Genomic DNA, 24,098 nt, shown 5'->3' on the forward strand with positions numbered 1-24,098 from the left:
AAGTCTCAGATTGGTTGAGTTGCCTGCTTCAACCAATCGAGCACATCCGCCTGAGAGATCAGCGGAGACAGCTTATCGAAGACTGTAGCGTGATAGGCGTTGAGCCAATCGCGCTCCTCGGATGTCAGGAGATCCGGCAGAACCAGACGCCGATCAATGGGGCACCAGGTCAGGGTCTCGAAACCCATCATCGGACTATCCCCGCCCTCGATCGCCTGCGGTTCACTCACATAGATCAGGTTTTCAATACGGATACCGAACGAACCCGGACGATAGTATCCAGGTTCGTTGGACAGGATCATACCCGGCAGGAATTCCTGCGTTGAAAGTCGAGCAATGCGCTGTGGCCCTTCATGCACGGAAAGATAGGAGCCGACACCGTGGCCGGTTCCATGGCCATAATCCGCGCCAGCTTTCCAGAGAGCAATACGTGCCAGCGGATCCAGATCACAGCCGCGCGTGCCCTTCGGGAAGCGTGCAGTCGAAATGCCGATCATGCCCTTCAGCACCAGTGTGAAGAAGCGTTTCTGTTCCTCCGGCACCGCGCCAATCGCAACCGTGCGGGTAATATCGGTCGTGCCGTTGATATACTGCGCGCCTGAATCGATCAGGAAAAGCTCACCGGACGAAAGCTTGCGGTTTGTCTCTTTCGTCACCCGATAGTGAATGATCGCGCCGTTTGGTCCCGCCCCGGAAATCGTATCGAACGAAATATCCTTCAGCGGGTTCTGGAAATCCTGCCCGACGGTGGCGCGGAACCCTTCCAGCCGCGTCACGACATCGATCTCCGTGATGCTTTCCGGCTGCTGGCTATCGAGCCAATGCAGGAAGCGCACCATGGCGGCGCCATCCTGAACATGCGCTTCCGCCGATCCGCGCAGTTCGACCGCGTTCTTGACCGCGCGCGGCAGACGCGCCGGATCGATCGCTTCGAGTGCGATACCGCCTGCCGCCTCGATGGCCCGCTTCAACGCAAACGGCGTTGCTTCCGGGTCGATCAGTATCTTAGCGCCATTGGCGCCAAAGGATGTCACGCGCTCGACAACCGATGCCGGAGCATGGACTGACGCCAAGGTTTCGACATGGCTTTTTGCTTCACCGACGAGCTTTGATGCATCGATAAAGATCTCGGCCTTGCCGTCTGCCGTGATGATCGCCCGCGCCAGCGGATGCGGCGTGTGCGGCACATCCTGACCGCGCACATTGAAAATCCAGGCCACGGACGAAGGATCGCCGATCAAAACAGCAGAGGCTCCCTTTTCCTTCACCCAGGCAGCAATCTCTGAAATCTTATCGGCTGCAGGCTTACCGGCATGACTTTCCTGCTGAACGCTGACAGCACCTCGAGGCTCTGTCGGGCGATCAGCCCAGATTGTATCGACAGGATTGGTATCCAAAAGGATCAGCGAGCCGCCGCAGTCGTCCAGCGCCTTTTCCAGCCGCTTCACGTCGCTGCCGCCATGCAGCCATGGGTCGATACCCAGCCGCAGTCCTTTTGAGCCATGCTCTGCGAGCCAGAGATGCGGCGGCTTCGCTACAAGATCACCAGCCGTAAATGTATCGGGGTGCACCTGCTGAGCGAGCTGTGTCGTGTAGCGACCATCAACAAAGACGACTGCCTTGTCGCGAAGAATGAGCGCGACACCAGCGGATCCCGTAAAGCCAGTCAGCCAGGCAAGCCGCTCGGCACAGGCTGGAACATATTCACCCTGAAACTCGTCGGCGCGCGGCACCAGAAAGCCATCGATACCAAGAGCATCGAAACACTCACGAAGCGCGGCAACGCGCGCCGGACCTGTTTGCGGGGAGGACGTGGTTTCAAAGGACTGGAACATGGGCATGTCTTTCATCTGATCGCCTGCGATTGGGCGCCCGCCAGAGGCGCGATTCCAAACCGATGGGATGTTATTCGAATTTAGCTCATCTACCAGTACGATCTCTTGTCTCAGCACTTTCGGAAGAACATGCACATATGCAACAGGCGCAATCCACTCATGCTGCAGTGCACCTAACACTCAGCGCTTCGATCGCCTACATTAGTGTCATCGAAGGGCGCAGCGGCGCCTAAAAGCCTAGGAGGCTAGAACATGGCAAATTCATTCCTGCACAATGCTTTCAACCGGATCGTGGAAGCCCGCGAGCGGCAAGCACGCCGCTATGTCAACGGCGCCCTCTTGCGGCTGGACGACACGAGCCTTGCGGCACTGGGCAAGTCACGCGAAGAGCTTCGCCGCGAAGCTGCTTCCAACTTCCCGCTCTGAAGGCCAAAAACGAATAAACTGCTAGCTGCGCGCCTCGTGGCGCAGATGGATGGTCACCCAACCATTTCGCCAGATCGTCTTCACATGGGCGAGACCGGCACCGCTATAGGCTGCAATGACCTTCCAGCGCTGTGATGCAAGGATTCCGGAGAGGATGACATCTCCGCCCGGCGAAAGGTGCGTTACCATCTGCGGTGCCATCTTGATCAACGGTCTGGCGAGAATATTCGCGATGATGAGGTCGAACGGTCCGTGCTTACGGAACGCTGCGGAGTAAAAGCCCGGCGCCGTCTCGAAACTCATGCCCGTCGAAATCCCGTTGAGCTTGGCGTTCTCGCGCGCGACACGCGTTGCAATTGGATCGATATCAGTTGCGAGAACCGGGATCTTGCGCAGCTTGTATACGGCAATTGCCAGCACGCCACTTCCCGTCCCCAGATCAAGCGCATTGCGCGGCGGATGCGCGCGAACCACGCTTTCAATAACCTCAAGGCAGCCAGCAGTCGTGCCGTGATGGCCGGTGCCGAAAGCCTGGCCCGCATCGATTTCGATTGCCAGATCGCCAAATCGCACCTTGTCACGATCATGCGACCCATGAACGAGAAAGCGCCCTGCCCGCACCGGCTTCAGACCCTCGAGCGACTTGGCAATCCAGTCAATGTCCGGCAGCACTTCGCGCTCGATTTCAAGCGTGGGATAGGCCTCCGCGATCGTGTCAGCAAAACGTGCGCGAACCTCGTCCTCATCAGCCAGCATCATATAGATAGATGCTTCCCAGCGGTCGGCCTTTTCGTCGATCTCGGTGGTGCCGATGGCATAATCCTCTTCGCCGAAACACAGCGAAAGCAGTTCAAGGATATCCTCGGATTCCCGCTCGGTGACGGTAACGAAAAGACGGAGTTCACTCACGGAAAGCTCTTTCTGACCCGGACAAATCAAGCGAAACCAATGGCACAAAAGCCCCCGCAGCAGCAAGCCGCAGTTCGCTGACAGCGCAAGCGCGCTCAGCCCTTGATGAGATTTTCCAGCTTTTTTATCGCTATGTCGGGGCTCTCTCCGTAAGCAATCGTCCCGGAGAAGCGCCCGCCATTATTCAGCAGGAAAACAGACGCCGTGTGATCCATCGTATAGTCGCCGTCTGGCTTATTCTCGTCTACCGGAACCTTGCGCGCGTAAACACGGAAACCCTTGATAACCTCGGCAACCTTGCTGGGGTCACCTGAAATACCGACCACCCGATCGGTGACATTGGAAATATAGTCTTTCAACAGCGTAGGCGGATCGCGCTCGGGATCGACCGTGACGAAATAGGCGTTGATCTTGTCACCCTTCGGATCAACCTTGTGCAGCCAGCCGTTAAGCTCGAACAAGGTGGTGGGACAGACCTCCGGACAATGGGTAAAACCGAAGAAGAGCGCTGTCGGCTTTTGCTGGAATGCCTTTTCGGTGATCGGCTGGCCATTCTGCGCCACCAACTGAAACGGCACGCCAAAAGGCCCCTCGGTGATCTGCTGTTTGGAACGGGTCACGTCATAGGTGAGCCAGCCGAGAATGCCCGCCATGACAGCGACAGCAACCCAAAGGACGATCCGCACAGTTCTCAACGATTGATCCTCGCATTCCAGACCCAGATATGGGTTTAGAACCTTGTGCGGGGAACTGCAATTGTTTCAGGCTTTTTCCGCTCTGGCGCGCGCATATGCCTCACGCAGAAGTGCTTACATGCACCAGGCCGCGAGATTCTCCGACATCGCCAGAAACAGCACGGAGCCGTTGGCAATCCAGCCCGCAAAGCCCAAGCCCAGCGCAGCCGTCACAACAAGCAAAATCAATGCAGTCAAACTGCGACGATACATCGAACTTGAGTATATCTCAGGTCTGGTTGGCCACATACCGCAGTCTTTGCCACTCATTTTCAGTGGAACGTGATTAGCGAATGCTTAACGGATTATTGTCCATTCTCTAACTCGCGGAGAGGTAGTCACAGAACTGCCACACGCGTCAAAGTTAGCATTCGTTAGTTATACCAGATTTGTCCTTCAAAGCCACCTTGGCTCTCAAACAAAATGCGGTCCCCTATGGCGAAGAATGCAGGCATGTTCTCGATGACTGTCAATCAGCGGCTGCTGACCCTTGGCTTTGCCGCTCTTGTGGGCATGGCATCCATGCTCGCGGCCGGATGGCATCAAAAGTACCAGGTTGAGCAGAATTTGCACAGTGCGGCCGAGGTCCGCAAGGTTGTGGCCACGATTGTGGATCTTCGCTCCGCATCGCTGGAACTTGCCCTGACGGCGATGGACTCTATCATCGACCGTGAGGAAGGCAAGATGCAGCCGGAACGCACGGAAACAATCAGGAAGACGACTGCGGAGCTTGCCGCAGCAACGTCCGTTGTCACCGGTTTTGCTGCGACAGTCTCCAAGCAGGACATTGCGCGCGATTACGCCGCTGATGTCGCCAAGCTTTCCAGCCTGATCGGTCGCGACTTGCCAGCCTTGATAGAGACACGCGCCGACGCAGATGCGTTCGGAAAGATTGATGATCTCATCGACGAGACCGGCGACCATGTCACCAAAATTCTGGATACGCTTTCCACCGAAGGTGATCAGTTGGCCACCGCCCGCATGGCCGAAGTGCAGACCCTGTCGGATAACATCTTCTATTTCCAGTTGATGGTGGCCGCTCTCGCATTCGTCACGGTCGCGGTCCTGCAGCTGTTGCACACCGGGGCAATTCGCAGAAGCCTGGCAAGCCTATCGTCCAGTATGCAGCGCATTGCCGATGGCGACTGCTCGACGCCCGTCTCCGGCACCGAGGGGCAGGATGAAATCGCCTCCATGGCGCGCAGTACGGAGCGCTTCAGACGCGCGGCTCTTGAGAAACGCACACTCGAGCAGGAGGCCGCCGAAACGAGCGCTCGTACCGATCGGGAAACCCGCGAGCGAATTGCCGTACAACAGGCTGATGCAGAAACCATTCGGGAGGCGACGATGGCGATTGCCTCCGCCCTTTCCCGCCTTACGGCTGGCGACCTGCAGGTATCGCTGGAGAAGCCATTCCGACCGGATCTGGAGCCTATCCGGGAAGACCTGAACCGACTGAGTGAAAAGCTTCGTGTGGTGATGCAGGAGATCAACCACAGCTCCTCCTCTATCCAGGCCAATGCTCAACAGATGCGCTCCGCCGCGGACGATCTGGCAAAGCGCACCGAACAGCAGGCAGCATCCCTCGAGCAAACCTCTGCGGCGCTCGAGCAGATCACCCGCACGGTTCGGATCGCAACCGATCGCGCAGAAGGCGCAAGCCAGATGGTTAGCAACTCGAAGGATTTTGCCGAAAGCTCTTCCAAGGTCGTAAGTGACGCGATGGCAGCCATGGAGCGTATCGAGGCGGCGACTGGCGAAATCGGCAAGATCATCAACGTGGTCGAAGAGATCGCCTTCCAGACGAATTTGCTGGCCTTGAACGCTGGTGTCGAGGCCGCGCGCGCCGGCGAAGCCGGCAAAGGCTTTGCCGTCGTGGCACAGGAAGTGCGTGAATTGGCAGGACGCGCCTCCGGTGCCGCCAAGGACATCAAGGCACTCGTAACGCGATCCAATACCGAAGTACAAACTGGAGTTGATCTCGTCAGAGCAACTGGTGAGGCTTTGCATAGAATCGGTGACGATGTTCTGCAAATTAATGAGCACGTTAGTGCAATCGTAACCTCGGCGCGCGAACAATTCGTCGGACTTTCGGAAATCAATTCCGCAATCGGCCAGATGGACCAGACGACGCAGCAGAACGCGGCCATGGTGGAGGAAACCAACGCATCAAGCCACACCCTGGCCAACGATGCGGAAACCCTCGCCAGGCTTATGCGACAGTTCCGCGTCAATGGTAGTGGCCCCGTTGCCGTCCAGGATCATCCAGCGGCAGCGGTTCATCGTCCGTCTCCTGCCCGCAACCTGATGAACAGGGTTGCGAGCGCCATCACCAGCAACAGTTCTGCCGCGAAAAAAATCGCGACCGAATCCAACGAGAAATGGGAAGAGTTCTAAACCATGTCGAACGCCATCAAGCAGTCCGGAGCCTATCTCGAAATCGTCTCCTTCCATCTGGGCGATCAGGAATTCTGCATCGACATCATGGCAATTCGCGAAATTCGCGGCTGGGCGCCGGTAACTCCGATGCCGCACACGCCACCTTATGTTCTCGGCCTCATCAACTTGCGCGGTGCGGTGATCCCCGTCATCGACATGGCATGCCGCCTTGGCATGAAGATGACGGAGCCTTCGGAGCGCGCGGCCATCATCGTTACCGATATCGCCGGCAAGCTGGTCGGCCTGCTGGTCGAGCAGGTTTCCGACATGATGACCATCAAGAGCGAAGATCTGCAGCCGGCGCCGGAAATCATTCCGGAAGCACAGCGCGCCTTCTGCCGTGGCATCGTGGCGCTGGAAAAGACCATGGTCTGCTTCCTGAACCTCGACACCGTGATCGCGGACGAGCTCGCTCAGGCTGCCTGAGTCAGTTCACAACCCGCTGCGTGATGGCACCGATGCCCTGGTCGAAAGACCGGGGTTTTCGGCGTTTCACCGGCTTTCTACTTCGGCGCGCCGTTCTTCCAGACGACATTCTGGTTGAACAGCGGCACTGTGGAAATCGCCATCTTGGCGGAACCATCAACGATCTGGCGCGAGTGAATGAGATAGACGAGCGTATTGTTCGCCTTGTCATAGATGCGGTTGACGACGAGCTTCTTCCAGATCAGCGACATGCCCTGCTTGAAGACCTCCTCGCCCTCCTTGGAAAGCTCGATATCATCGATCTCGATCGGCCCCGTCTGGCGGCAGGCTATGGAGTTATTTGAGGGATCCTCGAACCAGTTGCCGTTCTTCAACCGATCCAGCACGCCACGATCAAAATAGGTCACGTGGCACGTCACGCCTCTGACCTTGGGATCGGTCATCGCGTCGACGATGATGTCATTTCCCATCCAGTCGACGCCAACCTTGCCGACCACTTCGGCACGTGCGGCAACGAAACCAGCAGAGAGCAAGCAAGCGGACAGAGCCGTGACGCGCGCAACCTGCCTCAGAATTTTTCGATAGGACAACATGCAATGAGCACCCTCAAGTAAATGTGAAATGGTTGCCTTCGTGCAAAGACATAAGAACTGCCCCACACCTTACAAGAGAAAAACAGAACTCGTATTGACCCGGGTCAACCTTATGGGCATTCTGCAGTCATGACTAACTCCGCGCACCCTGTGATCACAATGCTTACCCTCAGCCCTGCAGGGCGTGTGGACGGCGTGGTGCGTTAAGAACCAGTCATCCTCGCAATCCCTGCCACTTATGAGGCAGGGAGGAGGAATGCTCTCTGCTTCGACACATCGAAGAGAGAAATCATGAGCGACAGCCAATCCATCCCGATCAATGCGAATGCAAGCTGGCCTCACGGCCTCAATATTCGCGCCCGCTGCGCTGCCGACGCAACTGATATGGCAGCACTGCACAACCTGCCCGGCTACCGCTTTGGGACCTTACGTACCCCCTACCATACGCAGGAGCAGATCCGAAAAGGCATTGAGAGCCAACCAGCAAACTTTATCTCTCTTGTTGCCGTGATCGACGAACGCATCGTTGGCGACATAGGAATGACCCATTTTTCTGGCCGACGCAGTCATACAGCGAACTTCGGCATGGGCGTGCATGATGGCTATCGAGAGCGCGGCATTGGATCAGCCCTGATCGGCGAAATCCTTGCTATTGCGGATAACTGGTACAACATCAAACGCTTGGAACTGACGGTCTATACCGACAACGAAGCAGCGATCAGGCTTTACAGAAAGGTCGGGTTCGAGGTGGAGGGGACACACAGAGACTTTGCGTTTCGCGATGGTCGATATGTGGATGCCTACACAATGGCACGAATCAGGAACTGAATAACTGGACGGCGAGAGGTATAAACTCTCGCCGTCCAGTCAAACTGCCCCTACCCGCCAATCAGCGCCAGCCACTCGTCCTCATCCATAACGGTCACGCCCAGTTCGCGGGCTTTGTCGAGCTTTGAGCCAGCACCCGGTCCTGCAACAAGGTAATCCGTCTTCTTGGACACTGAGCCTGCAACCTTCGCGCCAAGGCTTTCAGCGCGGGCCTTGGCCTCGTCCCGGGTGAACTTCTCAAGAGAACCGGTAAAGACAACCGTCTTGCCTGCAACGGGGCTGTCAGTCACAGCCACTGCCTCCATTGCCTGCGGCTTCACCTCCTGAAGAAGCCGCGAGATGACCTCGACATTTCGCGGCTCCTTGAAGAACTCCACAATCGCGCGCGCCATGACCTCGCCAATACCCTCGATAGCGTTCAGGTCGTTCCAGGCCTCGCCGGTCAGGCTGGCTGCCTCCTTCATGGCCGCCTCAAAAGCTTCATAACTGCCAAAGGAGCGCGCCAGAAGCTTCGCGGTCGTCTCACCCACATGACGAATGCCGAGGGCGAAAATGAATCGGTTGAGTGCAATCTCCCGGCGGTTATCAATGGCCTCGTAGAGCTTGCGCACACTGACCTTGCCAAAACCTTCAATATTCTCGAGCTTGGTGAGTGATGCTTCCTGACGCTGCTTCAGAGTGAAGATGTCGGGCGCGGTCCGAATCTGCAGCGAGGGGTCTTCCGCTTCGAAGAAGAAATCGATCTGCTTCGAGCCCAGCCCCTCGATGTCGTAGGCATTGCGTGAAACAAAGTGCTTGAGATGCTCCACCGCCTGCGCACGACAGACAAAGCCGCCGGTGCAGCGTGTCACCGAATCAAGCCTGCCCGTCTTTTCATTCCGCTCGCGCACCGCGTGACTACCGCAGACGGGGCACTTCTTCGGAAACTCGTAAGATACGGCGTCGGAGGGACGCTTCTCCAATACAACGTCCAGCACCTGCGGGATAACATCCCCTGCCCGCTGCACGATGACCGTATCGCCGATGCGGATATCGTGCCCTTCAGGACGAATGCGATCACCCGCATTTCCGATGCCCTTGATGTAGTCCTCGTTATGCAGGGTCGCGTTCGTCACCACCACGCCACCGACAGTGATCGGCGTCAGGCGGGCAACCGGCGTCAACGCACCTGTGCGGCCCACCTGAATGTCGATGTTCTCAACCGTCGTAAAAGCCTGCTCCGCCGGGAATTTGTGGGCTGTCGCCCAACGAGGTGAACGGGAACGGAAGCCCAGCCGCTCCTGCAGCGCAAGTTCATCCACCTTGTAGACGACACCATCGATATCGTAATCCAGATCCGGACGCTGAAGCCCGATATCGCGGTAGTGCTCCAGAATATCCGATACGCTGCTCAGCCGCTTCATCAACGGATTGACGGGAAAGCCCCATTCCCGGAAGGTCTCGACCATGCCCATCTGCGTATTGGTCGGCATCTCGGACATCTCACCCCAGGCATAGGCAAAGAAACGCAGCTTTCGGCTCGCAGTAACTTTCGGGTCGAGCTGACGAAGTGAACCAGAAGCCGTGTTACGCGGGTTGACATAAGTCTGCTTACCCTCTGCCTCCATCTGCTGGTTCAGCGCGAAGAAATCGCTCTTGGCCATGTAGACCTCGCCGCGCACTTCCACGACAGCAGGCACTCCAGGCGGCAATTGCTGCGGGATCTCCTTGATGGTTCGAATATTGGCAGTCACATTCTCGCCGGTCGTGCCATCGCCACGGGTGGCTGCACTCACCATGCGGCCATTCTCATAGCGGATGGACATCGACAGCCCATCGATCTTTGGCTCTGCTGCGAAGGCAATCGAATTGTCCGGCAGACGCCCGAGGAAGCGATAAACCGAGCCAATAAAGTCCTGCACATCCTCATCGGAAAACGTATTGTCCAGAGATAGCATCGGCCGGGAATGCGTGATTTGCGCGAAAGTCGGAAGCGGCGCAGAACCCACGCGTTTCGATGGGCTGTCTGAACGTATGAGCTTTGGAAAGCGTGCCTCGATCGCGTCATTGCGGCGCTTGAGCGCATCATAATCGGCGTCAGAAATTTCAGGCGCATCTCCACCGTGATAGAGAAGGTCGTGCCGCGCGATTTCCGCAGCCAGAAAGGCCAGTTCGGCAGCGGCCTGCTCTTCATCCAAGCTTTCGACAGATGTCTGTTCCGCAGCCATATCAAACTCCCTGCAAACCGCTGATGCGTACTTAGCGCAATCGGCGGGAATGAAAAATGCCGAAGACGATTTCCTCTCGGCGGACTCACAGCCTTTGCCGCGCAGGCATTCACGCAACTGTGGCCTGAACCATCTGGACAATTGTGCATCGCAGCAGCAATAGAAGATTAATAAAGTCAACTTTATTGGAGATAGGATATGGCGCTTGGCTGGCGTGACACAGGCTTGCACTACGGAAAAATGACGCGCGCGCTGCACTGGGTCATGGCGCTGCTGTTTCTGTGGCAATTCCTCGGCATGAGCTTGCGGCTTATCCTGGGTCGAACACCGCTCGTCAGCTTCTTCGTCGGAACTCATGCTTCAATCGGCACGCTCCTGATGACGCTCGCCCTGATCCGCGCTTTCTGGGGCCTGTTCAATCTGCGAAATCGTCCGGCCCATGAGGGTGGGCTGGTCGGAACCGCGGCGCGCCTTGGTCATCTTGGGCTGTATACCTTGATGCTGGTAGTTCCACTTCTTGCTTTGCTGCGCGCCTATGGCTCGCAACGCGGTGCGGCCTTTTTCGGCGTGCCTGTTATTCCGGGAGCGCCAGAAAAGATCGACTGGATGGTGAATGCAGGCAATGCCGCACATGGGCTTCTGGCATGGTGTCTTCTGGCCATGGTCGCCGGCCACATTGGAATGGTCATCATCCACCGAACCGTTTGGAAAGATAACGTGCTAAACCGTATGGCAGGCCGTCCGTTGATCGCGGCGGAATAGTCTGAACGATCAGCCGCTGGCAAGCAAACGGGCAGCGGCAGCCCTCGCCTCATCCGTCACTGTGGCGCCAGATAACATGCGCGCAATTTCTTCGGCACGGTGTTCCGGCGTCATGGTTGCCACGCGCGTCGCGATTTTGTCAGATCCTTCGACCGGCCCCTTGGAGATCAAAAGATGCGTTGCCGCTCTTGCAGCAACCTGCGGCGCATGCGTAACGGAAAGCACCTGCACCTTGTCCGAAAGCCGTTTCAGCCTCTGGCCAATCGCATCCGCAACAGCGCCACCCACGCCGGTATCGATCTCATCGAACACCAGCGTCGGGGCAGAACCACGATCCGCCAGCGCAACCTTTAGCGCCAGCAGGAAGCGAGAAAGCTCACCTCCGGAGGCAACCTTCATGATCGGCCCTGGGCGGGTGCCAGGGTTGGTCTGCACATGGAACTCGACGGTATCGATGCCCTCGGCACTGGCATTGTCCGCATCCGGCGTAACATTGACCATGAAGCGCGCCCGCTCCAATTTGAGCGCTGGCAACTCGGCCATCACCGCCTCGGCCAATGCATTGGCGCCATTGACCCGCTTTGCGGACAGCGAATGGGCGGCACGATCATAATCGGCCTTGGCGATGGTTGCCGCCTTTTCCAAGGAGCCAAGCCTCTCCTCGCCAGCGTCCAGCTCGGCAAGATCGGCCACCATCTTGGCCGCAAGAGCAGGAAGCTCCGCCACCGCAACCGAATATTTGCGGCTTGCCGCACGGAGGGAAAATAACCGTTCCTCCACCCGCTCCAGCTCCCGCGGATCAAACTCCGTGCGGCGAAGGGCGGCTTCGGCTTCCATTTGCGCGTTGGAGAGATTGTCGAGTGCCGCATCTAGCAACTGAACGGTATCTTCCAGCAGGCCGGGCGCCTCGTGACTCTTACGCTCCAGACGCCGGACCAGCGAAGCAATCAACGGAACCGGCGAGGCATTGCCGTTCAGAAATTCACAGGCTTCGGCGATATCCCCGGCGATACGCTCGGATTTTTGCATGCGCGCCCGATGCTCGGCCAAGTCGTCTTCTTCGCCATCACGCGGGCTTAGAGCTTCGAGCTCTTCCACAGATGCACGAAGATAGTCCGCTTCACGCGCAGCCGCTTCCACACGTGCGCGGTGGGTTTTAAGAGCCCGCTCCGCATCGCGCCATTGCTTGTAAAGCCCACCCAGTTGCGCCACTTCGTCGGTCAGGCCGGTAAAGGCATCCAGCAGGGTCCGGTGGGCATTGATATCGACAAGCGCACGATCATCATGCTGGCCGTGAATCTCGACGAGATACTGGCCGAGCTGCCGCATCAACTGCACGCTGACCGGCTGGTCATTGACGGAGGCCTTGGTGCGACCATCCGCAGACTGGACGCGCCGGAAAATCAAATCGCCATCATCGTCCAGACCATTCTCGCGCAGAAGAACCCGCACGGGATGATGGCCGGGAACATCAAAAACAGCCGTCACCTGCCCCTTGTCCAGCCCGTGCCGCACAAGGCCGCCATCGCCCCTGCCACCGAGCGCCAGGGAAAGGCTGTCGAGTAGAATGGATTTGCCCGCGCCCGTTTCGCCCGTCAGAACCGAAAGCCCCTTTTCGAAGGACAGGTCAAGCCGCTCGATCAAGACGATATCGCGGATCGACAACTGGATGAGCATGACGTTCCTATTTCACTGGATGAGCAGGGACGCTGGGCAATCAGACGCCAATCAGCTTGGCGCCAGCGCGAGAGATCCATGAACCGCGGTTTTCGCGAGGCTCCAGACCACCACCCTTCAACAACTTGAAGGAGTCCGCGTACCAGTGACTGTCAGGATAGTTCTGCCCAAGAACGGCAGCAGCCGTCTGCGCCTCTTCCTGAACGCCCATGGCATAATAGGCCTCGACAAGACGAGCGAGTGCTTCTTCGACCTGATTGGTGCGCCCGTAGTTTTCAACCACATTGCGGAAGCGCTGGATGGCGGCGAGATATTCCTTCCGCTCCAGATAGTAGCGACCGACCTGCATTTCCTTGCCCGCCAACTGGTCGCGCGCATAACGCATCTTGGCCTGCGCATCCTCGACATATTCCGACTTTGGATAGTTACCGACGACCTTCTGCATGGCATCGATGGTGTTGCGCGCCGCCTTCTGGTCCTGCGTCACGTCAGCAATCTGTTTCGAATAGGACAAGCCGACGAGGTATTGAACATAGGCGCTGTCAGTGGAGCTCGGATACTGGCGCAGGTAACGATTACCCGTTGCCACCGCCTCGTCGTATTGCGCCAGGCGGTACTTGGAGAAGGTGCTCATCACCAGCGCCTTGCGGCCCCATTCTGTGAATGGGTTCTGACGATCGATCGAATCGAACTTTCGGCTGGCCTCGGCAATGTTGCCAGCCTTCATGTTCGCGAGACCCTGATTATAAAGCTGCTCTGGAGGATCCGTCGCCAGACCCAGCTTGGTGATATCGATGTCAGGATCTGACTGGCATGACGTGACCAGCGAAGATGTGCCGACCAACAATAGAGACACCAGCGCTACTCGTGCAGTGTTTCTCATTCCAACAGACATAGACTCAGTCATTCGACAGTTCCCGATTGCCACGCGATATTACAGCGACCGCCTCAATTGGCGTTCTAGCCATATAAGAAGCAAGAGAGCAACGCAATGATGTGGCTTTGACGCAATTTTGTGGCACTCTTGCCAAAGATACAAAAAGAAAAGCCGCCTTACGCGGGCGGCCCTTCAAATTCATCAATGTTCATTCAACCTACAGAGGGCGCAAGCTCCTGCACCTTCACCGGAACAAATTCCCGGGCACGCACGCGCTGACTGCGGCTCGGAGCTTCAACCACCTCATAGGCGGTAGGATCGCTCATCAGCGCCTTGAGGGCATTGGCATTCATTTTGTGTCCGCCACGATAGGAACGATAGCAGCCGATGAACTGCGCACCGGCAAGCGCCAGATCACCAACAGCATCCAGCGTCTTGTGGCGAACGAACTCGTCGACGAATCGCAGACCCTCTACGTTCACCACGGTATTGTCATCGGAAATCACCACCGAATTCTCCAGCGAAGAACCGAGTGCGAAACCGGCAGCCCAGAGGCGCTCGACATCACGCATGAAGCCGAAGGTCCGGGCGCGCGAGAGTTCATCACGAAATACGTTGGCGGTCAGATCACCCTTCCAGGACTGGCGACCGATCAGCGGCGCTTCGAAATCGATTTCAACCTCGAAACGTGTGCCATCATAGGGACGAAACTCAGACCATGAAGCCCCTGATTCGATGCGCACCGGCTTCAGAACGCGAATATAACGGCGCTTCTCGCCGAGATTGACCATTCCGGCGCTTTCAATCGCTTCGATGAAGGGGAAAGAAGAGCCATCCATGATCGGCATTTCAGCGCCCTCGACTTCGACGATGACGTTGTCGAGCCCAAGCGCATAAAAAGCCGCCATCACATGTTCGATCGTCGCAACCGACCGTGGCAGCGAGGTGCCGAGCACCGTGCATAGATCCGTATTCCCGACGTTGGAAGACACCGCCTTGTATTCCACACTGGAACCATCGGCAAAACTGCGGCTGAAGATGATGCCCGTCCCCGGATCTGCGGGCTGGAACGTGATCGAAACCGGGCTTCCGGAATGAACACCGATTCCCGAAAGCGTTACCGGCGATGCGATCGTTGTTTGAAAACCCAAAAATCCAACAGTCATTCGTTTTGCCTTTATGTCTCCCGTCATGGCGGGAGTTATGCTCTTGGGGGCTAGACTCAAATCCACCTGACTCAGAACCCATTTATGATCCTGTAGATACGGCGGTCTCTTCCACAATCCAAATCACTGTTCATTTCGGATTGTAACGAAAACCCCCGCTCGAAAACGTCTCAACCGATTCTCACAACCCTTTAGATCGCAAAGAAAAACCCGGACTTGCGATCCGGGTTCCCATTGCTTTGCGATTCTCTGTGTTTCAGGTGGATTGACGGCGCAGGAAGGCCGGAATTTCCAGCTGGTCGTCATCTTGATGATGTGATGACGGAACGGCGCGACCGTGATCGTCCAGGTTGCCTCGGCGCGGCGCATAGAGGCTTGCTTCTGGCGAAAGCGCACGACGCTGCTGCGAAGCGGCGGATGGTGCTGCTGTCATGTCTGAAGCAACCTGCTCCTCCTCATCACGGCGACCAAGCGAGTTGGTGATGCGCTTGAGAAGGCCCATCGGTCCACGCTCTTCCTGTGGGGCGGCCACGGGCTGTGCGCGCTGTTCCATTTCAGCCTTAACCACCGGTGGGAAATCTTCCACCTTTGGCATACGAACCTGATCAACGCTCTGGCGAACGATCGGAGCGATTGGCTCGATCGGGGGAGGCGCCATGCGCGGTGCAGGTGCTGCGGCCATCGGCTGCGGAGCGGGCTGTGCCGAGAAGCTTGGAGCTTGCGGTGCTGCCGTGAAGGATGGAGCGGGAGCAGACGGCTGCATCGGAAGCGGAGCCGGACGCTGGGCAACAGGCTCGACCGGAGCAGCAGCCTGGAACAGGCGGCTTTGCGGACGGAACTCGTCGGCGGCTGGCGCAGCAGCAACAGGTGCTGGCTGAGGTGCCGGAGCGGACTGCTGGACAGGTGCTGCAGCCATTGGCGCCGGGATCGAAAGCTCGCGTTCCATCTGGGCTTCTGCCTGACGGATCGTTTCCGCAACCGGATCAACCGGAGCAGGACGGGGGGCCTGCATCATCGCAGGCTGAACTGCGGCCGGAGCCGAAGCAACGGCCGCGGAAGGACGGATAATCGGCTTCTGCGCAGCGCGCATGTCGGCTCCGCGAAGATCGTTTGCATTGTGCGCACGATCGATGCCTGTTGCCACAACAGAGACGCGGATGACGCCTTCCAGAGCCTCGTCGAAGGTCGCACCCAGAATGATGTTGGCATCCGGATCGACTTCTTCGCGAATGCGGCTTGCCGCTTCGTCGACTTCGAACAGCGTCAGGTCGCGACCACCGGTAATGGAGATCAATAGGCCTTGTGCGCCCTTCATCGAGGTTTCATCCAGCAGCGGGTTGGCAATGGCGGCCTCGGCAGCCTGCATTGCACGGCCTTCGCCAGAAGCCTCGCCAGTGCCCATCATTGCGCGGCCCATCTCGCGCATCACGGAGCGAACATCCGCGAAGTCGAGGTTGATGAGGCCTTCCTTCACCATCAGGTCGGTGATGCAGGCAACGCCGGAGTAGAGAACCTGGTCCGCCATGGCAAATGCATCGGCAAACGTGGTCTTGTCATTAGCGATGCGGAAGAGGTTCTGGTTCGGGATGATGATCAGCGTATCGACGGACTTCTGAAGCTCCTGGATACCCTGCTCTGCCAACCGCATGCGGCGGCCACCTTCGAAGTGGAACGGCTTGGTGACGACGCCAACGGTCAGGATACCCTTGCTGCGGGCAGCCTGCGCAACCACCGGAGCAGCGCCCGTACCCGTACCGCCGCCCATGCCGGCAGTCACGAAGCACATATGCGTGCTGGACAGGTGATCCATAATTTCGTCGAGGCATTCCTCAGCGGCGGCGCGACCGACTTCCGGCTGCGAACCCGCGCCAAGACCTTCGGTGACCTGAACGCCCATCTGGATGATTCGCTCGGCCTTCGACATCATGAGGGCCTGCGCATCCGTGTTGGCAACGACGAAATCGACGCCTTCCAGGCCTGCGGTGATCATGTTGTTGACGGCGTTACCGCCGCCTCCGCCAACGCCGAAGACGGTGATCCGAGGCTTCAGCTCGGTAATGTCCGGCTTTTGCAGCTTGATGGTCATATGAACCGTTCCTTTTTTCTCTGGCCGCCTCGCCAAGCGCGCCGATCTCTTTCATTACGCTGACACCCTTGCCTGAAACTAGAGCGTCAAAAACTCTCCTTGAGCCACTGCCCCATGCGGGCAAAACGGCCACCACCGCCGCCGAGCGTGGACAGAAGCCCGCTCTGCTCGGAATGCGTTTCCATGTCTGCGACCTGCGGATAGATCAGAAGACCGACCGCAGTCGAAAAGGCCGGACCCTTGGCGGCCGTCGGCAAACCGGAGACCCCCATAGGGCGACCAATGCGGACATTACGGGCAAGAATACGGCGAGCCGTATCTGGCAGACCGGTCAGTTGGCTGGCACCGCCTGTCAGAACCACACGCTTCCCGACGATCGGGCTGAAACCCGATTTCTGAATACGATCGCGAATCAGTTCCAGCGTCTCCTCAAGGCGAGCCCGGACGATTCGAGTCACCAGAGCGCGCGGAACCTGTGTCGGCTGATCGCGATCATCTTCGCCAATCGGCGGAACGGAGATCAAGTCACGCTCATCGGCTGCCGTGGCAATGGCGGAGCCATGAAGCACCTTCAGGCGTTCTGCATCTTCGATTCGGGTGGAAAGCCCTCGGGCCAGATCGGTGGTCACATGGTGACCGCCAATGCTGATGGCATCGGTATGCACCAGCTTGCCCTCGGCGAAGACGGAGATGGTCGTCGTTCCACCGCCCATGTCGATGGCGGCGCAACCAAGCTCGACCTCATCATCCACCAGAGCCGCAAGACCGCTGGCATAGGGCGTGGCAACAATGCCTTCGACCGACAGATGGGCGCGGTTGACGCACAGCTCGATGTTCTTGAGCGCGGCCCGCTCAGCGGTCACCACATGCATGTCGACGCCGAGAAGATCCCCATACATGGAAAGCGGGTCGCGAATCCCCTGCTCTCCGTCAAGAGAAAAGCCTGTCGGCAGCGAATGCAGAACCGCACGATCCTGTCTACGAGACTGTTGGCTCGCAGCAACCAGCACCTTGCGAAGGTCGGAAGCCTCAACCTCCTGCCCGCCCAGATCGATGCTGGCCGTGTAGACATCGCTGGTCAGGCGACCGGCAGAAACGTTGACGATCAGGCTATCGACAGTCAGCCCCGCCATGCGCTCGGCAGCATCGACAGCGAGGCGGACGACGCTTTCGACGGCATCGATATCGGCAATGACACCGGACTTGACGCCGCGCGAACGCTGGTGACCGATCCCGATGATTTCGACATTGTGCGTGCGGTTCGGCAGAATCTGGCTCTCCTTGCGGGGTGTCAGACGGCCAATCATGCATACGATCTTGCTGGAGCCGATATCGAGAATCGAAACGACATGCGACCGCTTGGAAGACAAAGGCTTCAAGCGGGGCAATCCAAAACCGGAAGAACCGAACAAACTCACGTCTGACCTCCAGCTTTCTTCAGTGCCTTCGCCCGCGCGGCCAGAGCCTGCTCACGTCGTTCCTGTGCGCCTTCAGTCAGGCGAATTGTCGTACGGTCCGGGAGGCGAAGGTCAATGGCCGCGATATCCCGCTCAAGTACGCCTTCGGCAGCTTCGTATTTGGCGAGGGACGCAAGCGCTTCTTCGACGCCCTCTTCCGGCAACTTGATGATGACGCCATTGTTGAGATGCAGATCCCAGCGGCGACCGGCAACGCGCACATAAGCGCGAACGCGGGAGCGAAGATCCTGCCAGCCTGCCATTTCGGTCTGGAACGAAGCGGCAGCCTTCTCAGCGCCACGACCGACGAAAAGCGGAAGGGAAGCAAACTTGCTGTCGCGCAGAGGTGCGATCACGCTGCCGTTCTTCTCGATAAGCGAAAGCTCGGAACCGTTCTGCCAAATGCCGAATGCCTCGCGCTCCTTGAGCGTCACCTCAATGGTCTTCGGATAGACTTTACGCACTTCGGCATACTGAACCCAAGGCAGCTTGCTCAGCTTCTGGCGTGCACCTTCAACGTCGAGCGCAACGAGCGAGGTCGTGCCATCCAGCCCGAGCAGTTGCAGGATGTCGATTTCCGAAGTTTCGCTATTGCCCGAGACGCGAACATTCTCGATGGCAAAGCCCACCGCCGCCGTCGTGCTCTGTGCGAAATCGTCGGTGTGCCCGCCGAGCGACATGCCGTAGAGACCGACCATACCGAAGAAGGCGAAAACGGACACTGTACCGGTATGGCGAGGAATATGAACACGACCGGTTGCAAGGCTCACGCAGAAGCGCACGACGCGCCGGAGCGGGCGCGGCAACACAAGACGCTCGTCACTGGGCTTGCCAGCACCGTAACGCAGATCTTTACCGGTATTGGATTTACCGTTCAGCGAGAACACGAAGCATCCTCCACCATCCAACGGACGAGTTCACCAAAGCTGCGACCGCCGTGAGCGGCCATTTCAGGCACCAGGGAGGTGGGCGTCATGCCGGGCTGGGTATTGATTTCCAGCCAGATGAGCTCACCATCTTCAGTCTTGGTATCGTCGAAACGGAAATCGGAGCGACTCACGCCGCGGCATCCCATCGCCTGATGCGCCTTGACCGCCAGTGTTTGAACCTTTTGGTAAATATTTGGTGAAATTTGTGCGGGAATGACATGCTTTGATCCGCCATCCGCATATTTCGAGTCGTAATCGTAAAAGGCGCCCGAAACAGGCACGATTTCGGTGACCCCAAGCGCCACGCCATCCATGACACCGCAGGTCAGTTCGCGCCCCGCAATGTAGCGTTCGACCATCACACGGTCGCCATAGCGCCAGTCCGAAGACCCGATTACCTGCGGCGGATGCGACTGACCTTCCTTGACGATCACAACGCCAAAGGACGAACCTTCGCAAACCGGCTTCACCACGTAAGGCGGCTCCATCGGATGCTCGTTGCCGATGTCGAAACGGTTCAGATCCAGTCCGGCAGCAACAGGAATGCCAGCCGCCGCCGCAACGGTTTTGGCACGCGCCTTATCCATGGCAAGCGCCGATGCAAGCACGCCGGAATGGGTGTAGGGAATTTGCAGGTATTCAAGCACACCCTGAATGGAGCCATCCTCGCCATAGGGACCATGCAGCGCGTTAAAGGCAACATCCGGGCGCAACTCGGCAAGCACAGCAGCAATGTCGCGCCCGACATCCACGCGCGTCACGCGATAGTCTTCGCCTTCCAGAGCAGTCGCACAGGCATTTCCGGAGGACAAGCTGACCGGGCGCTCGGCGGACAATCCACCCATAAGAACAGCCACATGCTTGCCACTCATCGAACACTCCTTGAAGACCGGGCCTGTTAGACCCCATTCCTTGCGCCAAACTGGTGCGCGAACCTGATTCCCGCGCGTCTTCATTTGTGCCGCAACATGGTTAATGAATCGTTTACTTTCGTTAACTGGATGAGGCGGATGCTTGTGAGATCAAGCGCATAGCGCAGAAGATTCGAACATTGGAACGCCACGGATCACCGCAGAAGCCAATGTTGGACCAAGCTGCTTGCTCGGAAAGCTCCCAGCACAACGGCTGCTGAATCAGAATCTCAACAACAAAAAAGCCCACTAAGTTCATGACTCAGTGGGCTTTTTAGGTATCCTGACGCAAAGACCGTTGAGAAGATGGTCAGCTGCGGTCTCGAATTATTCGGTGGTCACGCCCTGGAATGGTCGAACCTCGCGACCCGGCATGAAGATACCAAGCCGCTTGATTTCCCACTCAAGCTTGACACCCGAAGTCTCGTAAACGCGCTGACGTACCAGTTCGCCGAGATATTCGAGATCGTAGCCGGATGCATGGCCGATATTGATCATGAAATTGCAGTGAAGCGACGACATCTGCGCGCCACCGTTCATCAAACCGCGGCAGCCCGCCTCATCGATCAGCTCCCAGGCAGAATGTCCGGCTGGATTCTTGAACGTCGAACCGCCGGTCTTTTCCTTGACAGGTTGAACCGTCTCGCGGTGATGACGAACCGCATCCATCTCGGAACGGATCTTGGCGCGATCGTCGGCATAGCCTTCGAAAAGCGCATGGGTGAAAATGAGGCCATCTCCGGCAGAAGAATGACGATAGCTGTAACCCATGTCGGCATTGGTCAGGACATGCTTGTTGCCCTTGCGATCAACCGCATGAACTTCAACGACACGTGCAGAGGTCTCCCCGCCGTTGGCACCGGCATTCATGCGCAGCGCACCGCCGATGGAACCGGGAATCCCGTAGTAGAATGCAAAGCCGCCGATACCATTATCCATGGCCATGGCAGCGATGTATTTGTCGGGGCAGATGGCGCCGGCAAGAATGCGGTTCTCGCCCGCAAGCTCCAGCTGACCGAACCCTTTTGCAGAAAGACGCAGGACAACACCCGGAATTCCACCGTCGCGCACGAGAAGGTTGGACCCCACGCCCATGACCGTCAACGGCACCTCTTCTGGCAGAAGCTTCAGGAAGGTGATGAGATCTTCCTCGTCATGTGGCTGGAACATGAGTTCGGCCAGACCACCGGCCTGAAACCAGGTGACCCGGTCCATCGGTGCATCGGGCGTCAGCCTGCCTCTCAATTCATTGACCCCGGACCCCAGCGAGGCCAGCAGCTTTTCCCCATTCACCTGCTTCATCAAGATTGTCCCGAAATGCTTTCCAGTTCCCTGGGCAGCGAGGCTGCCCATTGCGTAATGTTCCCAGCCCCCAGAAGAACCACGAAATCACCTGGTTTTGCAATGCTGGAAATGATGCCCGGCAATGCGCTGGGCGCAGACATATAGCGCGCATCACGATGACCGCCCGCCTTGATGCGGGAAACAAGGGCTTCTGAGTTAATACCCTCGATTTCGTCTTCGCCAGCCGCATAGACCGGAGCGAGGATGATACTGTCTGCATCGTTGAAGCAGGTGACGAAATCTTCGAACAGGCTGGAGAGCCGCGAGTATCGATGCGGTTGATGAACCGCGATGATTCGGCCCTGGCAGCTTTCGCGTGCGGCACGCAGCACAGCCTTGATCTCCACTGGATGGTGGCCGTAGTCGTCGAATACGGAAACTCCGTTCCAGGTGCCTGTCAGCGTGAAGCGACGCTTGACACCACCGAAGGAGGCGAGACCCTTGCGAATGTCTTCTTCCGAAATGCCAAGCCGGTTGGCGACCGCAATCGCCGCAGTGGCATTCGAAATATTGTGACGCCCAGGCATAGGCAGGCTGAGGTCCTTGAACTGGAAGACGCGGCCAGTGCGACGGCGACGGATCTCCACATCGAAGATTGCCCGTGTTCCATCCATGCGGATATTGGAGAAGCGTGCATCGGCCTGCGGGTTTTCACCGTAGGTCACGATTTTTCGATCTTCGATCTTGCCGACCAGTTGCTGCACTTCCGGATGGTCGATGCACAACACGCCGAAACCGTAGAAGGGAACATTCTCCACGAACTGACGGAACGCTGCGCGCACGGCATCAAAATTGCCGTAATGGTCCAGATGTTCCGGGTCGATATTCGTGACCACCGCCACATCGGCAGGCAGTTTGAGGAAGGTTCCGTCCGACTCGTCGGCCTCGACCACCATCCACTCGCCCTCGCCCATGCGGGCATTGGTTCCGTAGGCGTTGATGATCCCGCCGTTGATGACGGTCGGATCCAGCCCACCCGCTTCCAGAAGCGTTGCAACCATCGAGGTTGTGGTCGTTTTCCCATGCGTGCCGCCGATGGCGATTGCATTGCGGAAGCGCATCAACTCGGCAAGCATTTCGGCACGGCGCACGATGGGCAGCGACTTCTCGCGCGCGGCGATCAATTCCGGATTGTTCTTCTTGATCGCAGTCGAAACAACGACAACTTCCGCATCGCCGAGGTTCTCCGGCTGATGGCCGACGAACACCGGAATGCCCTTTTCGCGCAGACGTTGGACATTGGCGCTATCCGACTGGTCGGATCCCTGAACGCGATGGCCAAGGTTATGCAGCACCTCGGCAATGCCGCTCATGCCGATACCGCCAATGCCGATGAAGTGGACGAGGCCGATCGCCTTCGGCATCTTCATGCTTGGACTCCTTTGAATGATGAAACTTGCTGTTTCGCGGCAATAGCGACCACAAGATCAGCAAGCAAGGCCGCGGCATTCGGATGCCCTACCTTTCTTGCCGCTGCGGCCATTTCCGCCAAACGTTCCGGCTCGTTCATGGCGCCGGAAATGATCTTGCAAAGCCTTTCAGGCGAAAGCTCGGATTGCGGCACCACTTTCGCACCGCCCGCCTTTACCAGCGCCGCGGCATTGGCTGCCTGATCGTGGTCGAGTGCGTAAGGGTATGGAACGAGGAGAGCGGGCCTGCCGATGACGGCAAGCTCAGACACCGTCGACGCACCAGATCGACTGATGACCAGATGGGCTGCAGCAATGCGTTCCGCCATGTCGCCGAAAAATGGTGAGACGTCCGCATTCATCTGCAGCTTGGCAAGGCAGCTATCCACCTGTGAGCGATCGTCTGGGCGCGCCTGCTGCGTCAACCGCACGCGAGCCCGCTCGCTTTCGGTGAGCAATGCGAGCGCGGTTGGAATAGCGCCAGAGAAGAATTGCGCACCCTGGCTCCCGCCAAACACAACGAGGTTGAACGGGTCGTTGCCAGTAGATGGCTGGTAAGGTTTGTTCGCTGCCGCAAGCACAGCGGGGCGCACCGGATTGCCCGTTATCACCGTCTTGGCGGCATGCCTTCCGCCGTCATCAGGCAAGAAGCCCCCGGCGATAGCCTGTACCCGATTGGCCAGCGCCTTGTTGGCGCGACCCATCACCGCATTCTGCTCATGGATCAGCGAGGGTATGCCCATGCCTGTGGAAGCCAGTAGCGGCGGGATCGTTGGATAGCCACCGAAACCGACCACGGCGGATGGACGGACCCGCGCCATCAGCTTGCGCGCCGTCCGCAGCCCCTTCCACAAGGTCAACATGGATTTTGCGATTGAGACCGGGTTCTTCGAACCCAGGGTCGCGGACGGCACAACATGGATCTCGTCGGCCGGAAAGGAGCCAGCAAAGCGCTCGGCGCGCTTGTCCGTCACCAGATGAACCGACCACCCGCGTGACTTCAATTCATGACCCAGCGCCTCTGCCGGAAACAAATGGCCGCCGGTACCACCGGCGGCAAGAAGAATAACGCCTTTGCTCATT

20 protein-coding genes are annotated in these 24,098 nt (G+C 58.0%); 5 read left to right on the forward strand and 15 right to left on the reverse strand.

Features of this window, described 5'->3' with window-relative positions:
* Positions 1–5 precede the first annotated feature (5 nt).
* A complete protein-coding gene (locus E8M78_RS22520) occupies positions 6–1,835 on the reverse strand; it encodes an aminopeptidase P family protein (protein ID WP_137137253.1) in 1,830 nt (609 codons plus the stop codon).
* A gap of 252 nt (positions 1,836–2,087) precedes the next feature.
* Here E8M78_RS22520 and E8M78_RS23495 point away from each other — a divergent pair, with 252 nt between their 5' ends.
* On the forward strand, positions 2,088–2,261 hold the full coding sequence (locus tag E8M78_RS23495; protein WP_170973517.1) for a hypothetical protein: 174 nt from the start codon (positions 2,088–2,090) through the stop codon (positions 2,259–2,261).
* Between the two features lie 21 nt (positions 2,262–2,282).
* On the opposite strand, the gene E8M78_RS22525 is transcribed toward E8M78_RS23495, so the two are convergent.
* Complete coding sequence (locus E8M78_RS22525) at positions 2,283–3,170, reverse strand: 50S ribosomal protein L11 methyltransferase (protein ID WP_137137160.1); 888 nt, start codon at positions 3,168–3,170, stop codon at positions 2,283–2,285.
* A gap of 95 nt (positions 3,171–3,265) precedes the next feature.
* Positions 3,266–3,865 carry an SCO family protein gene (locus E8M78_RS22530; RefSeq protein WP_137137161.1) on the reverse strand — a complete coding sequence of 200 codons (600 nt, stop codon included), beginning with the start codon at positions 3,863–3,865 and terminating at the stop codon, positions 3,266–3,268.
* 492 nt (positions 3,866–4,357) lie between these two features.
* Here E8M78_RS22530 and E8M78_RS22535 point away from each other — a divergent pair, with 492 nt between their 5' ends.
* Positions 4,358–6,301: a methyl-accepting chemotaxis protein gene (locus tag E8M78_RS22535; RefSeq protein WP_246658442.1), complete on the forward strand. Its 1,944-nt coding sequence runs from the start codon at positions 4,358–4,360 to the stop codon at positions 6,299–6,301.
* A gap of 3 nt (positions 6,302–6,304) precedes the next feature.
* Positions 6,305–6,769: a chemotaxis protein CheW gene (locus E8M78_RS22540; RefSeq protein WP_062554154.1), complete on the forward strand. Its 465-nt coding sequence runs from the start codon at positions 6,305–6,307 to the stop codon at positions 6,767–6,769.
* Between the two features lie 77 nt (positions 6,770–6,846).
* Here the strand turns inward: E8M78_RS22540 and E8M78_RS22545 are convergent, their stop codons facing one another.
* Positions 6,847–7,362, reverse strand: a complete 516-nt coding sequence (locus E8M78_RS22545; RefSeq protein ID WP_137137163.1) for a CreA family protein — start codon at positions 7,360–7,362, stop codon at positions 6,847–6,849.
* A gap of 291 nt (positions 7,363–7,653) precedes the next feature.
* Here E8M78_RS22545 and E8M78_RS22550 point away from each other — a divergent pair, with 291 nt between their 5' ends.
* On the forward strand, positions 7,654–8,190 hold the full coding sequence (locus E8M78_RS22550) for a GNAT family N-acetyltransferase (RefSeq protein WP_137137164.1): 537 nt from the start codon (positions 7,654–7,656) through the stop codon (positions 8,188–8,190).
* Positions 8,191–8,240: 50 nt separating this feature from the next.
* On the opposite strand, the gene ligA is transcribed toward E8M78_RS22550, so the two are convergent.
* Positions 8,241–10,397 carry an NAD-dependent DNA ligase LigA gene (ligA, locus tag E8M78_RS22555; RefSeq protein ID WP_137137165.1) on the reverse strand — a complete coding sequence of 719 codons (2,157 nt, stop codon included), beginning with the start codon at positions 10,395–10,397 and terminating at the stop codon, positions 8,241–8,243.
* 198 nt (positions 10,398–10,595) lie between these two features.
* Between ligA and E8M78_RS22560 the strand changes: the two genes are divergently transcribed.
* On the forward strand, positions 10,596–11,159 hold the full coding sequence (locus E8M78_RS22560; protein ID WP_137137166.1) for a cytochrome b: 564 nt from the start codon (positions 10,596–10,598) through the stop codon (positions 11,157–11,159).
* A gap of 9 nt (positions 11,160–11,168) precedes the next feature.
* Here E8M78_RS22560 and recN read toward each other — a convergent pair whose 3' ends face one another.
* The 10 genes from recN to murG form a co-directional block, all read right to left on the reverse strand.
* Positions 11,169–12,836 (reverse strand): DNA repair protein RecN, encoded by a 1,668-nt coding sequence (gene recN, locus E8M78_RS22565; protein ID WP_137137167.1) that lies wholly within the window; start codon positions 12,834–12,836, stop codon positions 11,169–11,171.
* A 40-nt stretch (positions 12,837–12,876) separates the two neighbouring features.
* The gene (locus E8M78_RS22570; protein WP_137137168.1) at positions 12,877–13,743 is read right to left on the reverse strand and encodes an outer membrane protein assembly factor BamD; all 867 of its coding nucleotides are present in this window, start codon (positions 13,741–13,743) and stop codon (positions 12,877–12,879) included.
* Positions 13,744–13,925: 182 nt separating this feature from the next.
* Positions 13,926–14,879 (reverse strand): UDP-3-O-acyl-N-acetylglucosamine deacetylase, encoded by a 954-nt coding sequence (gene lpxC, locus E8M78_RS22575; protein WP_137137169.1) that lies wholly within the window; start codon positions 14,877–14,879, stop codon positions 13,926–13,928.
* 256 nt (positions 14,880–15,135) lie between these two features.
* Positions 15,136–16,965, reverse strand: a complete 1,830-nt coding sequence (ftsZ, locus tag E8M78_RS22580; RefSeq protein ID WP_137137170.1) for a cell division protein FtsZ — start codon at positions 16,963–16,965, stop codon at positions 15,136–15,138.
* 86 nt (positions 16,966–17,051) lie between these two features.
* Positions 17,052–18,383, reverse strand: a complete 1,332-nt coding sequence (gene ftsA, locus E8M78_RS22585; RefSeq protein WP_137137171.1) for a cell division protein FtsA — start codon at positions 18,381–18,383, stop codon at positions 17,052–17,054.
* Positions 18,380–19,300: a cell division protein FtsQ/DivIB gene (locus E8M78_RS22590; RefSeq protein ID WP_281405093.1), complete on the reverse strand. Its 921-nt coding sequence runs from the start codon at positions 19,298–19,300 to the stop codon at positions 18,380–18,382. Before E8M78_RS22590 ends, ftsA begins: the two co-directional genes overlap by 4 nt.
* Positions 19,297–20,223 (reverse strand): D-alanine--D-alanine ligase, encoded by a 927-nt coding sequence (locus tag E8M78_RS22595; RefSeq protein WP_137137173.1) that lies wholly within the window; start codon positions 20,221–20,223, stop codon positions 19,297–19,299. The genes E8M78_RS22590 and E8M78_RS22595 overlap by 4 nt, the downstream gene beginning before the upstream one ends.
* 366 nt (positions 20,224–20,589) lie before the next feature.
* Complete coding sequence (gene murB, locus E8M78_RS22600) at positions 20,590–21,564, reverse strand: UDP-N-acetylmuramate dehydrogenase (RefSeq protein ID WP_137137174.1); 975 nt, start codon at positions 21,562–21,564, stop codon at positions 20,590–20,592.
* Positions 21,564–22,976: a UDP-N-acetylmuramate--L-alanine ligase gene (gene murC / locus E8M78_RS22605; RefSeq protein WP_137137175.1), complete on the reverse strand. Its 1,413-nt coding sequence runs from the start codon at positions 22,974–22,976 to the stop codon at positions 21,564–21,566. The genes murB and murC overlap by 1 nt, the downstream gene beginning before the upstream one ends.
* Positions 22,973–24,097, reverse strand: coding sequence for an undecaprenyldiphospho-muramoylpentapeptide beta-N-acetylglucosaminyltransferase (gene murG / locus E8M78_RS22610; protein WP_137137176.1), 1,125 nt, complete (start codon positions 24,095–24,097; stop codon positions 22,973–22,975). The genes murC and murG overlap by 4 nt, the downstream gene beginning before the upstream one ends.
* Between the last annotated feature and the right edge of the window lies 1 nt (position 24,098).

Origin of the sequence: Rhizobium sp. FKY42 (assembly GCF_005222835.1) — a bacterium.
In the GTDB taxonomy this organism is placed as follows: domain Bacteria; phylum Pseudomonadota; class Alphaproteobacteria; order Rhizobiales; family Rhizobiaceae; genus Neorhizobium.

Excerpts from the sequence above, each read along its gene's own strand:
- E8M78_RS22535 (WP_246658442.1), top strand. The coding sequence starts at position 4,358 with ATGTTCTCGATGACTGTCAATCAGCGGCTGCTGACCCTTGGCTTTGCC.
- E8M78_RS22540 (WP_062554154.1), top strand. The coding sequence starts at position 6,305 with ATGTCGAACGCCATCAAGCAGTCCGGAGCCTATCTCGAAATCGTCTCC.
- murG (WP_137137176.1), bottom strand. The coding sequence starts at position 24,097 with ATGAGCAAAGGCGTTATTCTTCTTGCCGCCGGTGGTACCGGCGGCCAT.
- ligA (WP_137137165.1), bottom strand. The coding sequence starts at position 10,397 with ATGGCTGCGGAACAGACATCTGTCGAAAGCTTGGATGAAGAGCAGGCC.
- E8M78_RS22545 (WP_137137163.1), bottom strand. The coding sequence starts at position 7,362 with ATGTTGTCCTATCGAAAAATTCTGAGGCAGGTTGCGCGCGTCACGGCT.
- murC (WP_137137175.1), bottom strand. The coding sequence starts at position 22,976 with ATGAAGATGCCGAAGGCGATCGGCCTCGTCCACTTCATCGGCATTGGC.
- E8M78_RS22595 (WP_137137173.1), bottom strand. The coding sequence starts at position 20,223 with ATGAGTGGCAAGCATGTGGCTGTTCTTATGGGTGGATTGTCCGCCGAG.
- murB (WP_137137174.1), bottom strand. The coding sequence starts at position 21,564 with ATGAAGCAGGTGAATGGGGAAAAGCTGCTGGCCTCGCTGGGGTCCGGG.
- E8M78_RS22520 (WP_137137253.1), bottom strand. The coding sequence starts at position 1,835 with ATGTTCCAGTCCTTTGAAACCACGTCCTCCCCGCAAACAGGTCCGGCG.
- E8M78_RS22560 (WP_137137166.1), top strand. The coding sequence starts at position 10,596 with ATGGCGCTTGGCTGGCGTGACACAGGCTTGCACTACGGAAAAATGACG.
- lpxC (WP_137137169.1), bottom strand. The coding sequence starts at position 14,879 with ATGACTGTTGGATTTTTGGGTTTTCAAACAACGATCGCATCGCCGGTA.
- E8M78_RS22550 (WP_137137164.1), top strand. The coding sequence starts at position 7,654 with ATGAGCGACAGCCAATCCATCCCGATCAATGCGAATGCAAGCTGGCCT.
- recN (WP_137137167.1), bottom strand. The coding sequence starts at position 12,836 with ATGCTCATCCAGTTGTCGATCCGCGATATCGTCTTGATCGAGCGGCTT.
- ftsZ (WP_137137170.1), bottom strand. The coding sequence starts at position 16,965 with ATGACCATCAAGCTGCAAAAGCCGGACATTACCGAGCTGAAGCCTCGG.
- E8M78_RS22570 (WP_137137168.1), bottom strand. The coding sequence starts at position 13,743 with ATGACTGAGTCTATGTCTGTTGGAATGAGAAACACTGCACGAGTAGCG.
- E8M78_RS23495 (WP_170973517.1), top strand. The coding sequence starts at position 2,088 with ATGGCAAATTCATTCCTGCACAATGCTTTCAACCGGATCGTGGAAGCC.